This is a genomic window from Defluviimonas salinarum, from assembly GCF_026013545.1.
GTDB classification, from domain to species: Bacteria; Pseudomonadota; Alphaproteobacteria; order Rhodobacterales; family Rhodobacteraceae; genus Albidovulum; species Albidovulum salinarum.
Map to the genome: position 1 here is coordinate 1 of NZ_JAPDOG010000054.1, position 13,707 is coordinate 13,707.

The 13,707-nt window shown below is 66.4% G+C and carries 14 protein-coding genes; 12 read left to right on the plus strand and 2 right to left on the minus strand.

Annotation, left to right across the window (positions count from 1 at the left end; all coding sequences use genetic code 11):
* Both OM960_RS24440 and OM960_RS24445 read left to right on the plus strand, forming a co-directional pair.
* Positions 1-214 (plus strand): transposase (locus OM960_RS24440; protein WP_264773808.1); only part of this gene is annotated, 214 nt, incomplete at its 5' end.
* Between the two features lie 84 nt (positions 215-298).
* A complete protein-coding gene (locus tag OM960_RS24445) occupies positions 299-589 on the plus strand; it encodes a hypothetical protein (protein ID WP_264773809.1) in 291 nt (96 codons plus the stop codon).
* A 21-nt stretch (positions 590-610) separates the two neighbouring features.
* Here OM960_RS24445 and OM960_RS24450 read toward each other — a convergent pair whose 3' ends face one another.
* On the minus strand, positions 611-2,185 hold the full coding sequence (locus tag OM960_RS24450) for a UvrD-helicase domain-containing protein (RefSeq protein ID WP_264773810.1): 1,575 nt from the start codon (positions 2,183-2,185) through the stop codon (positions 611-613).
* A gap of 215 nt (positions 2,186-2,400) precedes the next feature.
* Between OM960_RS24450 and OM960_RS24455 the strand changes: the two genes are divergently transcribed.
* Positions 2,401-6,075: a tail fiber domain-containing protein gene (locus OM960_RS24455; RefSeq protein ID WP_264773811.1), complete on the plus strand. Its 3,675-nt coding sequence runs from the start codon at positions 2,401-2,403 to the stop codon at positions 6,073-6,075.
* 128 nt (positions 6,076-6,203) lie between these two features.
* Positions 6,204-8,042: a DNA topoisomerase gene (locus tag OM960_RS24460; RefSeq protein WP_264773812.1), complete on the plus strand. Its 1,839-nt coding sequence runs from the start codon at positions 6,204-6,206 to the stop codon at positions 8,040-8,042.
* Here the strand turns inward: OM960_RS24460 and OM960_RS24465 are convergent.
* The gene (locus OM960_RS24465) at positions 8,013-8,594 is read right to left on the minus strand and encodes a YcbK family protein (protein ID WP_264773813.1); all 582 of its coding nucleotides are present in this window, start codon (positions 8,592-8,594) and stop codon (positions 8,013-8,015) included. The two genes, OM960_RS24460 and OM960_RS24465, sit on opposite strands and share 30 nt — an antisense overlap.
* A 233-nt stretch (positions 8,595-8,827) precedes the next feature.
* Between OM960_RS24465 and OM960_RS24470 the strand changes: the two genes are divergently transcribed.
* From OM960_RS24470 to OM960_RS24505, 8 genes are all read left to right on the plus strand, one after another.
* Positions 8,828-9,352: a hypothetical protein gene (locus OM960_RS24470; RefSeq protein WP_264773814.1), complete on the plus strand. Its 525-nt coding sequence runs from the start codon at positions 8,828-8,830 to the stop codon at positions 9,350-9,352.
* Entirely contained in the window at positions 9,321-9,893 is a 573-nt protein-coding gene (locus tag OM960_RS24475) for a thermonuclease family protein (RefSeq protein ID WP_264773815.1), read from the plus strand. Before OM960_RS24470 ends, OM960_RS24475 begins: the two co-directional genes overlap by 32 nt.
* A gap of 72 nt (positions 9,894-9,965) precedes the next feature.
* Positions 9,966-10,694: a hypothetical protein gene (locus OM960_RS24480; protein ID WP_264773816.1), complete on the plus strand. Its 729-nt coding sequence runs from the start codon at positions 9,966-9,968 to the stop codon at positions 10,692-10,694.
* Between the two features lie 66 nt (positions 10,695-10,760).
* Positions 10,761-11,492, plus strand: coding sequence for a hypothetical protein (locus OM960_RS24485; protein ID WP_264773817.1), 732 nt, complete (start codon positions 10,761-10,763; stop codon positions 11,490-11,492).
* Between the two features lie 80 nt (positions 11,493-11,572).
* Positions 11,573-12,094 carry a hypothetical protein gene (locus OM960_RS24490; RefSeq protein WP_264773818.1) on the plus strand — a complete coding sequence of 174 codons (522 nt, stop codon included), beginning with the start codon at positions 11,573-11,575 and terminating at the stop codon, positions 12,092-12,094.
* A 67-nt stretch (positions 12,095-12,161) separates the two neighbouring features.
* A complete protein-coding gene (locus OM960_RS24495; protein ID WP_264773819.1) occupies positions 12,162-12,857 on the plus strand; it encodes a hypothetical protein in 696 nt (231 codons plus the stop codon).
* A gap of 17 nt (positions 12,858-12,874) precedes the next feature.
* A complete protein-coding gene (locus OM960_RS24500) occupies positions 12,875-13,267 on the plus strand; it encodes a hypothetical protein (RefSeq protein WP_264773820.1) in 393 nt (130 codons plus the stop codon).
* 30 nt (positions 13,268-13,297) lie between these two features.
* A partial coding sequence (locus tag OM960_RS24505) for a hypothetical protein (RefSeq protein WP_264773821.1) occupies positions 13,298-13,707 on the plus strand: 410 nt, incomplete at its 3' end.

A 13,707-nucleotide genomic window follows, 5' to 3' on the forward strand; every position in this document is an offset into this window, starting at 1 on the left:
CCTCTGGGGCGAGGCCTTCTGGTCGCCGAGCTACTGCGTCGTCTCCTGCGGCGGCGCGCCGCTCGATGTCGTCAAGGCCTATGTCGAGAGCCAGAACGCCCCCGGCCGTATCAGGATCGGCGCGGTGCGCCGCGCCGCCGCGCGGGAAGAGAAAAGACGGCGGGAAGAAAACAGACGCCTCGACCCCTCCCTGAAGGAAGGGGGTTGCGGCTAAATCTGCTCAATCGCCACGATCCTCGGCCTTCTCGCGTCCTCCGCGCTCGCTTGCGCGAGCGAGAACGCCGCCGCCCTTCTCGAGATGTGGGGACCCAAACGGATCACTGTTGAGAACGGCGTGCTGACGGCGGTCCTGCCGCAGCGCCGGATCACTCCCGAGATCTATCTCGCGACGATCACGACCGGGATCTGCTTCGGGCCGCTCCGCGGAATCGATCTCCCTGGGGTTCGCGAGATCGCGATCCTGAACGAGTACGGCGCGCAAGGCTATGTCTACGAGAAGGCACTCGAGGACTGCGGCCGCATGAACGCGATGCCGGCCGCGAGCGATCTCGTCAAGGTGCTCGTTATGGGATCGACCCACAGCTATTGAGGCCGGCGGCGGGCCGCCTGGTCAGGGCTGCGCCGGCGCCGTCCGCCCGCGCTCCTCGGAGAGGTCCGCAGGCGCATAGTCCTCCTCCAGCTTCGGCTTGGGGAAGAGGATGCGTTGATGTCCCTGCAGGCGCATGATCGGCCGGGTCGCGGCCACGTAGAGAGCGTTCCACTCCTCGAGCGCCAGCGTCTTGTGCTTGTCGGACTGGGTCAGGCTCTTGCGGTACCGCCCGGTCATGGCGTCGATATCCTTCCAGTCGCTGCCGAGCTGGACCGCAGGCCATTCGAGCCCCTTGGAGCGGTGCGCGGTGCAGATCATCACCGTGGCGCTCCCGGCGCCCTGGCGCTGGTGCTCGGCGAGGCGCTCGATCTGCGGGACCATATTGCCCTCGACGAGGTTCACGATCTTGCCGAGCGACTGGTCGCCCTCCTCCGCCTCGACCTTCAGCTCATCCCAGCTCTCGTACTGCTTGAGGTCCGTCGAGACGACATCGTTCGTCCGGCCTTCGAAGAGCGCCTGGGCGGAGCGGACGTCCTGCAGGAGCCCGGCCATGTTGTCGACATGCAGGCTGATGTTCTTGTGCATCAGCTTGAGGGCCTCCTCGATCATGCCGATGTTGGTGCGGCAGATGATGGCGGCGCGGGAGCCGGCATGGCCCGAGATGTCGCCCGAGCCAGCGCCGGTGAGCCGCTGGGCCGGGCCGCCGTCCGGGCGGGTCTGCAGGATGTGGCGCGCGACCTCGGCGATGCCTTCACCGAAGCGGAACGACTGGGTGAGATACATGGTCTTGCCGGGCAGGAGCGCGAGCGCGTTCTCGGCCCCGCGCCAGGAATAGATCTGCTGGTAGGGATCGCCGACCGCGATGATCGGCAGGCCGGTCTTGGTGATGATCGAACGCTGTACCGGGTTGATGTCCTGAGCCTCGTCGACCATCAGGTAGCGGAACGAGCGGAACGCGTCGGCCCGCAGGCTCTCGTCCAGATCGAGCGCCTTGAGATACATGTCGTGACTGTACTGGTTGCGCTCCACGGAATGGCCCCAGAAAGTCTCGGCCATCTGCAGGATAGGCATCGAAAGGAGCCGCAGCGTGTCGCGCGCATGCTCCTGCCGCTCGCGGTCCCGGATCAGCTCGGGATCCCCGATCGAGGAGATGAGCGCCTCCTCGGCATGGCGGATGTCGAAATCCTGGTCGTCGGAATTGCAGAACGCGGCCAGCGCCCGGCAGACCGCGGAGGCGACACGGTAGTCGTTCCAGCCCTCGACCTTGGGGATGTGAAATCGGCTCATGATCCCGGTCTCGCGGAAAGAGCGCGCGTTGTGGGTCACAGGCGATCCGATCACCTCCCGGACCGCGCCATAGGCAAGGCCGTGCATCGTCGCCGCGGTGCAGCGCGTCATCGCGAGCTTGCGCTTGGCCTCGTCGGCGATCGCCTTGTTGAAGGCGAGGTAGACGCCGCGCTGGCTCTTGGCTGACGCCACCGCCTTCAGCGTCGTCGTCTTGCCGGCGCCGGCGAAGGCGATGACCTTGAGGTTGTCGGAGGACCCCATGCCGGCCGAGTGGTCGCGGATGTCCTGCTGTTCGTGCGTCAGTCTCATTTCGTATTCCTGTTTTCTTGTTCGGGGCACCCTAGTCAGAATTTGCGAAAAACCGTATATTAAAGATTGGCGGCCCACAGGAAGGCGCCTCAGGCGCCGGGTTCAGGTTAAAGTATTGCCTGCAAGGAATTGTGCGAATAACATTAATTTGCAGTTTTTCGCACCTCCGGATACACTTGAAAATCGATGATTGTGTATTGCTCCGAGAGGCTCTCATGGCACGGAAGGCTCGCATATCCCTGTTCGCCAGCACGGCGATCCTGACCGCTGCCGCGGCTCCGCTCCACGCGGAGCTCCGGCAGGATGGCAGTTCCTCCGTCGAGACCCTGAGCCGTCCGGCTTTCACCCCTTCCAACTCGCTCGGGGTTCTGCCCGGCGACGATCTTGGCAACCACATCGCCAAGAAGGACCTCAACCTCGACGGTTTCGCGCTGTTCAACCTCGGCGACCCGGTCGATCCGATGGATGCGGTCAACCTCGCCTATCTCGAGGCCTATGTCACGGCGAACGGCGACAACATGGGCGACCACGTCGCGGCCAAGGCGCTCGACATGAACGGGTTCACGATCACCAATCTTCCGATTCCGGTTGCGCCCGACCAGGCGGCGAACCGCGCCTATGTCGATACAGCGGTGCTTGGGGCTGGCGACGATCTTGGGGACCACCAGGCCACCCAGGATCTCGACATGGGCAATAACCGGGTGACCGGCCTGCAGTCTCCGGGTGTCGGATCGGATGCGGTGAACCTGAGCTACATGCAGTCCTATGTCGCTGCGAACGGCGATGATCTGGGTGATCATGTCGCGACCCAGAATGTCGACATGTCCGGCTTCACCGTAACGAACCTCCCCGCGCCCGCCGGCGCGGCCGATGCCGCCAACAAGGCTTACGTCGACACGCTTGTCGGGCCGCTCCAGGGCGAGGTGACCGGTCTCCGGGCAACCAAGATCATGGCCGGCGTCGGCCTTTTCGGCGGCGGTGATCTCACTGCCGACCGCACATTGTCGTTCGACACGGCCTGGGGTGATCTTCGCTATGCGCTGAGGGGGCGTACGATCGCGACCGGTCCGGGACTCATCGGCGGCGGCAACCTTTCCGCCAACCGGACGCTTTCGTTCGACACGAGCTTCGGTGATGCCCGTTACGCGGCGATCGGCCGCACGATCTCTGCGGGAGATGGCCTCACCGGCGGCGGTGACCTCGCCGCCAACCGCAGTATCGCGGTCGATGGGACCGTTCTCCGGACCACCGGCGACCAGTCCATCGCCGGCATCAAGACCTTCACCGGCACGATCGATGCCGGCGGCCAGCGGGTTCAGAACCTCGGCGCGCCGACCGCTGCGACCGACGCGGTCAACAAGTCCTATGTCGACGCGATCGGAACCAGCAAGGTCGACACATCCCGCATGATCGCGACCGGCTCCGGCCTCACCGGCGGCGGCGATCTTTCGGCCGACCGCACGCTCGCGGTCGACGCGACGGTGCTCCGGACCTCCGGCGACCAGACCATCGCCGGCATCAAGACCTTCACCGGCACGATCAATGCCGGCGGCCAGCGCCTGCAGAACCTCGGCACTCCGACCCTGGCTTCCGATGCGGTGAACAAGTCCTATGTCGACGGCATCATCAGTGGCGCATACAGCGCAGGCGACGGCCTCACGATGACAGGCACCGTGCTCGCCGTGGACGCCACGGTCGTGCGCACTGCTGGCGACCAGAGCCTCGATGGCCTGAAGACCTTCACCCAGAACGTGACCGGAGCGAGCTTCACCTCGACCGGCCCCCTCTCCTTCCGCGCGCTTGACACCGATACGGCCACGCTGCCCTCCTTCGGCTGGGCCGTCGACAACAATACCGGTCTCTTCCGTGCGGCCGAGAACATCATCGGCTTCACGGCCGGTGGCGCCGAGCGCATGCGGGTGACCACGAGCGGCCTCAGCGTGTCCAACACCGTCACGGTCGGCAACCAGCTCGACATGACCAGCGGCCGCATCCTCAACCTCGCCGGGCCGACCGTCGCTACCGACGCGGCCAACAAGGCCTATGTCGATGCGGCGATCGGTGCCGCGGGCGGCGATAACCTCGGCAACCACATCGCGGCCGGCGCCCTCAACATGAGCGGCAACGCCGTCACCAACGTCGCCGCCCCCGGCGCGGCGGCCGATGCGGCCAACAAGGCCTACGTCGATGCGCTTGGTTCCGCCAAGGTCGACACCTCGCGCACGATCTCCGCGGGCGACGGTCTCACCGGCGGCGGCGATCTTTCGGCCAACCGCACGCTCGCGGTCGATGCGACTGTTCTCAGGACCACCGGAGACCAGACCATCGCCGGCATCAAGACCTTCACCGGCACGATCAATGCCGGCGGCCAGCGCCTGCTGGCCGTCGGCACCCCGACCGTGGCGACGGATGCGGCCAACAAGTCCTACGTTGACGCTCTCGGTTCCGGCAAAGTCGACACGACCCGCACGATCGCGACCGGCTCCGGCCTGACCGGCGGCGGTGATCTCTCGGCTAACCGCACGATCTCGGTCGACGGCACCGTCATCAGGACCACCGGCGACCAGTCCATCGCTGGCATCAAGACCTTCACCGGCACGATCAATGCCGGCGGCCAGCGCCTGCAGAACCTCGGCACCCCGACCCTGGCCTCCGATGCGGCCAACAAGTCCTACGTCGACGGTGCCATCGCCGGAGCCGCCTATACGGCCGGTGACGGCCTGGCGCTCGCGGCCGGTGCCTTCTCTGTCGATGGCACCGTCGTGCGTACCGCCGGCGCCCAGTCGATCGGCGGCGCCAAGACCTTCTCCGCGACGGTCACAGGCCCGACCTTCAACGCCACCTCCGTGGGTGGCGGAGGGTTCCAGGGGATCGGTGCCGACAGCGTGACCCAACCATCCTTCACCTGGTCTGGCGACCTCGATACTGGCGTCTACACGCCCAGCTCCAACATCGTCGGCATCACCACGGCCGGCGTCGAGCGGCTGCGCGCGGACACCAGCGGTGTCGGTGTGACCGGAGCTTTCAGCGTTACCGGGTCGGCGACATTCAACAACGCCCTCATCCTGCGGAATGCCGGCAACCGAGTCCTGGGCCTCTTTGATGGCAGCGGCAGCGCCGTCGGCTACGTCTACAGTGCCGGCACGGACGACTCCCTACGGATCAGCACCCGCCTCACGGGCAGCCCGGCGGTGGTTACCGCCGAGCTTGGCCTGCTCCAGAACGGCGACATCAGGCCGATGGCCGGCCAGTTCGCCGGTAACGGCTCCGGCCTGGCGAACCTCAACGCAAGCAGCCTGGCGAGCGGGACGGTCCCGGATGCACGGCTCAGCGGAAACGTGGTGCTCAGCACCCGCCGGGTCGACACCGGCGCCGGTCTCAACGGCGGCGGCGATCTCACCTCCGACCTGACCATGGCACTCAACGCCGACCAGATCCGCCGCGCCGGTGGCAGTGCTGCTTCGGGTGTCATGGCTTATGCCGGCAACGCCGCGAACCCGAACGGCCAGTTCAACTCGGCCGCGATCAACCCGGTCAACACCGGCAGCCGGCTGAACTACGAGGGGAGCCTCTACGCCACCCGGTTCTTCTCGTCCGTCTATCTTTACTTCTCGGACAAGCGCCTGAAGGACAAGATCGAGACCCTCGAGGGCACCGACGGCCTGAACGGCCTGCGCAAGATCCGCCCGGTGACCTACGAGTGGAAGCAGGACCACCGCGCTGCGATGGGCGTGATCGCCCAGGAGGTCGAGGAGGTCTATCCGCAGGTCGTTCAGACCAACGAGGCGGGCCTGAAGGCGGTCGACTACACCCAGCTCATCGCCCCGATGATCGCGGCGATCCAGGAGCTCGACGCCCGTGTCCAGGCCCTCGAGGCGGCCGGCCGCTGATCGCCGCCAAGACGCAAAGAAGGCCCCGCCATCCGCGGGGCCTTTGTCTTGCGGTTTTCATTATTGAGAAAATCCTTTTGTTTTTTCTTTGACCGCTCTCACACTCACCTGCAAAAGACGAGCGTGAAATGCAGGCATTGATCATCATAGAGGCGAGCGGCAAGGCGAAGTCCTGGGCCCGGATAACGGCAGCGATCGGCATGCCGTCCCGGGTCGTTGCGACCGGCGGGCATGTCTGCCATTTCCCCGACCGCCTTTTCCCGCTCGGGATCGATGTCCGGGCCGGCGAGTTTCTCGACCCGGGACGCAAGCCGGATCCGGAGCGGGCTGAACGCATCCTTTCAGCCATTTCCGAGACCCCCGAGACCTGCCCGATCATCATTGCCATGGACAACGACGTCGAGGGCGACGTCATCGCCCATGACGTGATCGGCCTCATCCTGGCGCGGTTTCCCGCCCGCTCCGGCCGGGTCGTGCGTGTCCGCCCTGGTCCGATCACCAATGAGGGGGTCCGGGCCGCCCTGGCCGCCGCGACGCGGATCGCTGAGCGCCGGATCGTATCGGACGCGGTGCAGGGGCGCGCCAGGGCGGTGACGGACCGCTGGATCGGTGCAACCTTCTCGAAACTGGCCGGGGTCCCGGTGGGCCGGGTCCGCTCCGCGGTTCTCGGCGCGACGCTGCTTCTGAACCGCGCCCCCGACCGGCTCCTCGACCGGCCGGAGACCGGCGAGATCACCTTCCAGGCTCGCGCCGCCGTCGGTGGCCGGCCCTTCGTGTCGCGGGTTGCCTTGACCGGACATGAGGATCCGTCGCGTATCGAGGCGCTCGCGAAGCTGGCGCGCCGGTTCTCTGGCCTGCTTGTTCCCGGCGCGGTGCGCCCGATCATGTCGCTGAGCGCCGCGGTTGCGCCGCGGATCGGCACCGTACGCCCATTCCACACCGCGGACGCTCTGGCCTATGCGTCACGCCATCACGGCGTCTCCGCGGTGGCGGCGATGCGTGGATTGCAGGACGCCTACCAGGACGGCCTCATATCCTACCCCAGGACCGATGGCCGGGAGATGTCCGCCGAAAGCGCCTCGCGTGTCGTGATGATGGGTTTCGCCTGCGGTCTTGCCGGGCTGGAGACCGAGGTTCTGAGCACCGAGGGCCGGGTTCGCGGCGGGGCTGGGCGGATCCCCGATACCCACGAGGCGCTCCATCCGGTCCTGCCGCTCTCCACGGCGAACTCGGATCGCCTGCGCGAGCTGGTGCGGCGCCCGGTCCGCGAGCCGGTAGGCGGCTGGGACCGTGATGGGGTGCGCGATCTGATGGTGACGCTCGTGGCGCGCCGCGCCTTCGAGGCCGCACGCGAGATCACGCTCGAGCGCGGCATGTGGCGGGCGGACAATATCGCCGGGATCGATCCGCAGGAGGCCGAGATACTCGAGGATCTCGATTGGGTCCGCGAGGAGGGGTTCAACTTCCCCTGGACGCGCAGCCTTTCGACCGGTGTGCGGGCCTGGCCGACGGAATCGGTACTTCTCGACCTTATGGCCACCGAAGGTCTCGGCCGGCCGTCGACCTATGCCACGCACCTGCGCACCGCGATCGAAAGCGGCGATATCGAGGAGGGCGTCTTCCCCCTGCCGCCGCGACCAAGCCCGGCGGGAATGGCGGCCTTGCGCCGGATGCCGCGGTCGGTCTGGAACCCGGCGACCTGCCGGATGATCGAGAGTGCCATGGAAAACGCCGGCAACCGGCTCAGCGAGGATGAGGCGGCGCCGCTGTCGGAGCGGGCGCGCCACCGGGTACTTGCCTGGTTCGCGAAAGTTCCCGAGGAAATGCGCGGCCCCCTGTCCGAGGCGCTCCTGTCCGGGCAGGCCGGCCGCGAGGCCGGTGGCATCGCGATGTCGGCGCCGCGGGACGAGGCCTCGCCGCTCGAGTTCAATACCGGACTAGCCGAACCAACGCCGTTTGCGACCTGAATCGATGTGGACAAACCGGCCGCGGTAATGGCCGGTACCGCCGATTTCGAGCCATTCGGCGTATTTGGCGACATCCTCCACCTTGCCGCCATCGACGGTGAAATCGACCGCCCGACCCTTGATATGGAACGAGTTGGGCGCCGTGTGGTAGCCTTCGAGCCGGAGCTTGTCGTTGGTCTGGCGCGTGCGGAAGCCGGAGTTCACGGTGATCTCGCCGGAATGCCCGTCCTTGAGCGATGCGGAGCGGATCGCGGCGAGGCCCCAGTACAGGCGCACATCGAGCTGGACCATCTCGCCCCGGCGCCAGTCCCTCAAGAGCCAGTTGAGATCCCTGATCCCCGACATGTTGTAGCCGGTGGCGCCAAAGAACCGGACCTTCAACCGCTCCTGGGTGTGCGGATTGAACAGGTCGAGATAGGGCTCGATCAGCGGAACGAGCCGATCGAGCCGGCTGCCCTGGCGGTCCGGCCTCTCGGCCTCGGCCTCGATCCCGGTGGTGGCGGCATAGGCTGGCATGAGCGGCCCCGCCACGGTCGCCGCAATTCCGGTCATCAGGGTTCGCCTCGAGAGCATTTTCGCGCCCATCACAATTTTCTCACCTGACAATAGCATTTTCGCAGACAGCCCGGGAGATCGTCATCGTGCGTCCGGGCTGGGTCACGCCGGATTTCTGTGGAAGAAAGGGGGGCGGATTTTTTTCTGGCGCCTGTTTGGCATTTTCATGGCGGGGCCGCATGATGATCGCGAGCAGAAACAAGCCTTGACGGAGAACTGAGGTGCTGCAGTTGCAGAAAAGAACAGGGGGTCTCGCGCGGGCGCATCTTTTCCCGGCGCCAATTCCCGACCGGCTCATGGGCGGGCGCGAAGCGGCCGTGCTGATCCGTTACGACGGAAAATCGTCCGAGGACGAGCAGATCGTCTTCGCGGTGTTCCTCGTGAGCGACCTCGCGAAGCTTCCCGCCGGGAGGCTTCCCGCCGACGAGGCGCTGATCGACGGCGAGACCGCCTTCTTCCTCGAGACGCCGAACGGCGTGGCCCTCTATGTCGAGACCGATACCCACTCCGATGCGCTTCTGGCGTTCCGCGGGATGGCCGAGACGGGTGAGGCGGTTCTTTACGACAGCATTGGCGATCTCGCCCATATGGGCGCACCGGGCGAGATCCGTGCGCCGGCGCGGGCCGCGTTCGAGGTGAACGAATTCCCGGAGGTTCCGGTTCATGCCGGTCTCAACCTCCTGCGCGAGTTGCGCCTTGAGCGTTCTGGCCCGGAGATCGCGGATGAAGACCCCGCCATATCTCCGGGCCTCTGAGCTCCATCCGGCGATGCAGCGGCGCCCCCAGGTGCCGTTCTTCCTGCGCCCGTCCGATTACCGGATCGTCGACGGAGACACCATCATGGTGCTCGCCCGCTCATCGGCGGGCGCAAAGCGTGAGGAGGCGTTCCGGATCCGTCTTTACGCGGTCAACTCACCGGAAAAGCCCAAATCCCATGCGACGGATTCCATCCTGCGCTCGATCGGCATCGATCCGCGGGAGGGAAATCCCGGGCATGCCGCGACACTCTACATGCGGGCGCTTTGCCGCGGACGGGCGCTTTTCGTCGAACCGCGCCGCAATCCGGACGGCAAATCGGTCGACCGATACGGACGGCTTCTCGCCGATGTCGCGGTTTCCGGGGCGCCAGGCCATGACTTCCTTGCCGACCAGGCTCTCGCGGTCGAGCCCTTGCTTTACCGCAACGGCCTCGGGGTCCTGATGCAGGGCAGAATGCTTCCGCCGGATGTCCCGGATCTCGTCGCGCGGCTCAGGGATCACCTGCTTGCGCACCGTTCCGAGGCTCCGAGCTTCTGATTGCATGCCGTTGTTTTTTCGAATATCCTTTTTTCGTTTTCGTTTGCCATCCGCACCTGAAAGGCTTACCCGATGAAATCCAGGCTTTTCCTCGCCTCGTCCCTGGCGCTTCTCGCTGCCTTCCCCGCCTTGGCGGAGGCTGCGGCTTCCGGCTTCGAGCCGCCGGCCGGCCTTCTCGAGGCGATCGACGCGGTGGCCGCGGGGCGCGAGATCCTCGAGACCCATTTCCTCGACATGTCGGGAAGCGGTCAGCCCGAGGCGCTGGTCGAGCTGGGCGGCGACTGCCCTGACGGGCTTTGCGACTGGAGTCTCGTGGCGCTGACCGACGCCGGCTGGACCGAGGTCGGCGTGGGCTCGGCCCGCGAGGTCGGCTTCGAGGAGACCGAGGGTGGTGGCGCGGTGGTGAATTCCGACGGTGTCACATGGGCTTACAGCGGCGGCGCGGGCATCTACCCCTGGGGGGACCTTCTCCAGGGTGCGCGCTCCGACACGGCCAGCGGCGAGGATCTCGCGCTGATCGCGGCCAGCTCGAAGTACACCGAGACCGAGAAGATGCGGGTCGACCGCTACACGCTCGATCTCAACGGTGACGGCGCGGACGAGCGCATCTTCCTTGTCGGCGGGCTCTACTACGCAGCCGGGACCTGGGGCACCCCTTACCTGATCTATGGTAGCGATGGCGCCCTCATCCTCGAGGGCGCGAGCGCCGACATGCCGCGGATCTTCCCGATGCCGGACGGCAAGGGTGTCCAGGTGATCGACGTCGTCCCGGCCGGTTACATGGTCAACGAAATACGATGAGAGACGGGGCGGCCACGCCCCGGGCGTCATGAGGAAATGCGAATAATGAAGATTGGTACTCATAAAATGGCGCGTCTCCTCGCCTCCGCGGCGATATGCCTGGCCCAGGCCGCCGTCGCCGCCGCGCAGGAGGGCTCGGCCTGCTCCGAGGGCGGGAACTACGCCGACGTTATCTACGGCTTCGAGGCGGGCGCCGACGGACAATTCGCGACAAACCCTGGCAGCACCGCGACCGGCGCCTACCAGTTCACTTACGGCACGCTGGCGTCGCTCGGTTACATTGACGAGTCCGCCTCGAAGCATCCGCCTTCCGGTGCCGGAAGTTGGGATGGCGTGGTCTGGACGGGTCAGGACGGGGTCTGGAGCCGTGACCAGTTCATGGCGAACATGGCCGCACAGGACACCGCGCTCAGTCGACTTACCCAGTCCAATCTCGCGTCCATCTCCGGTTCGTACACGGCCGGCGAGATGATCAATGGGGTCCCGATTTCCGATGGCGGCGCGGCCGCAGCCGCACATATGCTTGGCGCCGGCGGCTTCAACAAGTGGGCCGCGTCCGGCTTCACCGCGGCAGGCCTCGATCCGGCGATCGCCGCGGCGCATGGCATGAGCCCGGACGAGTACAACGATCATATGATGCGCCGCGTTGCAGCCGGCGGCTGCCACGACCCGGCCGATATCCAGTCCTCGAGCACACCGGTCCAGGATATTCCGGAGATCTACCTGATGCCCTGGGCCACGCCGAACATGGTGCCGGCGATCACGCCGGGACAGATCCGGTCACTCCTGGCGAGCTGACCGAAAATTGCGAAAACCGTCACATTTGGCCGGTTCCGGGTTTCCCGGAGGCCGGCCGGCAGACAGATCGGGGGAAGATCTTGAGCAATAGTAACGACACCAAGCCACGTCTTGGAAAACGGGTCGCGACCTGGGGGATCCGCAAGGTCCGCCATCCTGACATGATCGAGAATTCCCGGAAGAACCTCACCATGGCCGGATCGGCGGTCCGCGAGGCGCTGCGGCCGGCCAGGCTCGACCGTGAAGACCTCCTCGCCGGCTACAACGGACGCCATGCCGATGGCGGGCAGGCACGCTTCGCCGATATGGTCAGGTCAGGCGATCTCGGCGAAGCGGATATCGAGGCGATCCGTGGCCACCACCTGCGGGCGCTTTTCATCCACACCGCCGGCGCGGCCCTCAACCTCGTTATCGGATTTCTCTTCATGTTGTCCGCGGACGGCCTCGTGTCGCTTCTCGGCGGGGTGACGCTGACAATCTTCTTCTTCGCCTTCGCGGCCGTCGCGATCCGCCACGACTATGCCGCCTGGCAGATCGCGGTACGGCGCTTCGGCGGGTTCCGGGAATATCTCGATCATCGTCTCGGCAGCAAGCGCGGCTGATCATCGGTCTTCCCGGTTTTCGCATCATCATCATAACGTGTCCCGATCAGGGGAAAAGGAGATCGGAATGTCATCACGCCTGGACCAGATCAGGGAACGCGACGCAAGGCTCGATGCCCTGAAGCTCCGCGCCGCCGAGGTAACCTTCCGGGGAAGTGCCGTCGAGGCCGCCAACGGGATCATGCGGATCGCGCGCCAGATCCGCCGCGAATGCCGCGGTCAGTCGCCGGTCGTTCCGGATCTCTCGACGCGCGGCGCGAGCTCGGAGGGGGTGCTCGTCCATGACTGGCTTCCCGAGCTCGCCGCACGGCTGATCCTGGCCTCCGGGGAGGAGGTCTCGGAACCGGCAGGCAGGCTGGCGAACCCGGATCTCGCGCATATGTCCGACCGGGATCTGCGCCTGGCCATCGGTGACGCGCTTCGCTTCTCGATGCTGGGCGGTGCGGCGATGTCCGTGCGGCTCAACGCCGGACCCGGAGAGATCCGCGACGACCGGCTTCTCGCGGTCGAGCTTCTGGCCCGCAAGGTCGCCGAAGGCAATGTCGTCGAGATCGCGACGAGCCGGCTCTGCCCGCCGCTCGAACGGTCCGACCCGGCCCATGCCCGGGACTGGCTCGCCCGCGAGATCGAGCGCAGCCGCAAGGCGGCAGGCATCGGCGTCGGGGGTCCTGCCTGGTGTCCGGAAATCGATGCCGCACCCGCTGTCGCGCCGCTGGCTATTCAGGAGCCGGAGGACGAGGCTGTCGCGGTTCCCGCGATCTGAACCCGGAGGGACCGCCGATGCCGCGTCAAATGACCCCGGCCGAAAGGCTCATCGGCCGTCGCCTGCCGCCGCCGCCGACGAACATCGACATCGTGATGGCCAGATATGTGAAGGAGGACGGCGCCATGCGCGCCCGCTTCGAGCCCTCCGAAGCCGCGTTCAAGCCCGCCCACCGCCAGGCCAGGAAGAATGGCTGGATCCGCCAGGTAACGAAGGTAACCTTCGAGGGCGCCCGGCCGATGCGCCTGTGGCGCCCGACCGAGACCGGAGAGGCGGCGGCCCGCGAGGCGGCCCTCCGGGTCCGGAGCCGGAGGGCTGAATGGGAGGCCTGGGGGCGCGCCTGCGCCGAGGCCTACAAGGCGGGCCGCCGCCTGAAACCCGAGCCTGACGGCGACGCGCCGGCGCCCTGATCTGTTCCCGATACTCCCGGAGATAGCCCCATGAAACCGCATGCCGAGATCGACCAGAGCCGCACCGATGCGGGCCGCAAGATCGACACCTGGCGCTTCAGCCTGCCTGACGGCAAGCGTCTCGAGGTGGCAATCAGCCTGCACTCTTCCCGCGAAGAGATGGAGTTCACGACGAAAGCGGAACACCCTGTATTTCGCGATCTCGCACTTCGCGGAACCGACCTGCAAACCTTGCGCGACGAGGTTCAGGCCTGGGTGCGTGCGAGGATCGAGGACCACTGGGGCGCCGACTGGGGCCATGGCTTTCTTGTCGAGGTCGACTACGTTAACATCTTCCCCGCCCTGAAGAGACGGGGATTTCCGGTCGCTCCGCGGCGGCATCGAGCCGCTCCGGAGCGAGTCGAGTTGACGCTTCGCAGGGGGCTTGAGCCCAATCCTCC

Excerpts from the sequence above, each read along its gene's own strand:
- OM960_RS24450 (WP_264773810.1), bottom strand. The coding sequence starts at position 2,185 with ATGAGACTGACGCACGAACAGCAGGACATCCGCGACCACTCGGCCGGC.
- OM960_RS24485 (WP_264773817.1), top strand. The coding sequence starts at position 10,761 with ATGGCGCGTCTCCTCGCCTCCGCGGCGATATGCCTGGCCCAGGCCGCC.
- OM960_RS24445 (WP_264773809.1), top strand. The coding sequence starts at position 299 with ATGTGGGGACCCAAACGGATCACTGTTGAGAACGGCGTGCTGACGGCG.
- OM960_RS24455 (WP_264773811.1), top strand. The coding sequence starts at position 2,401 with ATGGCACGGAAGGCTCGCATATCCCTGTTCGCCAGCACGGCGATCCTG.
- OM960_RS24465 (WP_264773813.1), bottom strand. The coding sequence starts at position 8,594 with ATGACCGGAATTGCGGCGACCGTGGCGGGGCCGCTCATGCCAGCCTAT.
- OM960_RS24480 (WP_264773816.1), top strand. The coding sequence starts at position 9,966 with ATGAAATCCAGGCTTTTCCTCGCCTCGTCCCTGGCGCTTCTCGCTGCC.
- OM960_RS24500 (WP_264773820.1), top strand. The coding sequence starts at position 12,875 with ATGCCGCGTCAAATGACCCCGGCCGAAAGGCTCATCGGCCGTCGCCTG.
- OM960_RS24460 (WP_264773812.1), top strand. The coding sequence starts at position 6,204 with ATGCAGGCATTGATCATCATAGAGGCGAGCGGCAAGGCGAAGTCCTGG.
- OM960_RS24495 (WP_264773819.1), top strand. The coding sequence starts at position 12,162 with ATGTCATCACGCCTGGACCAGATCAGGGAACGCGACGCAAGGCTCGAT.
- OM960_RS24475 (WP_264773815.1), top strand. The coding sequence starts at position 9,321 with ATGAAGACCCCGCCATATCTCCGGGCCTCTGAGCTCCATCCGGCGATG.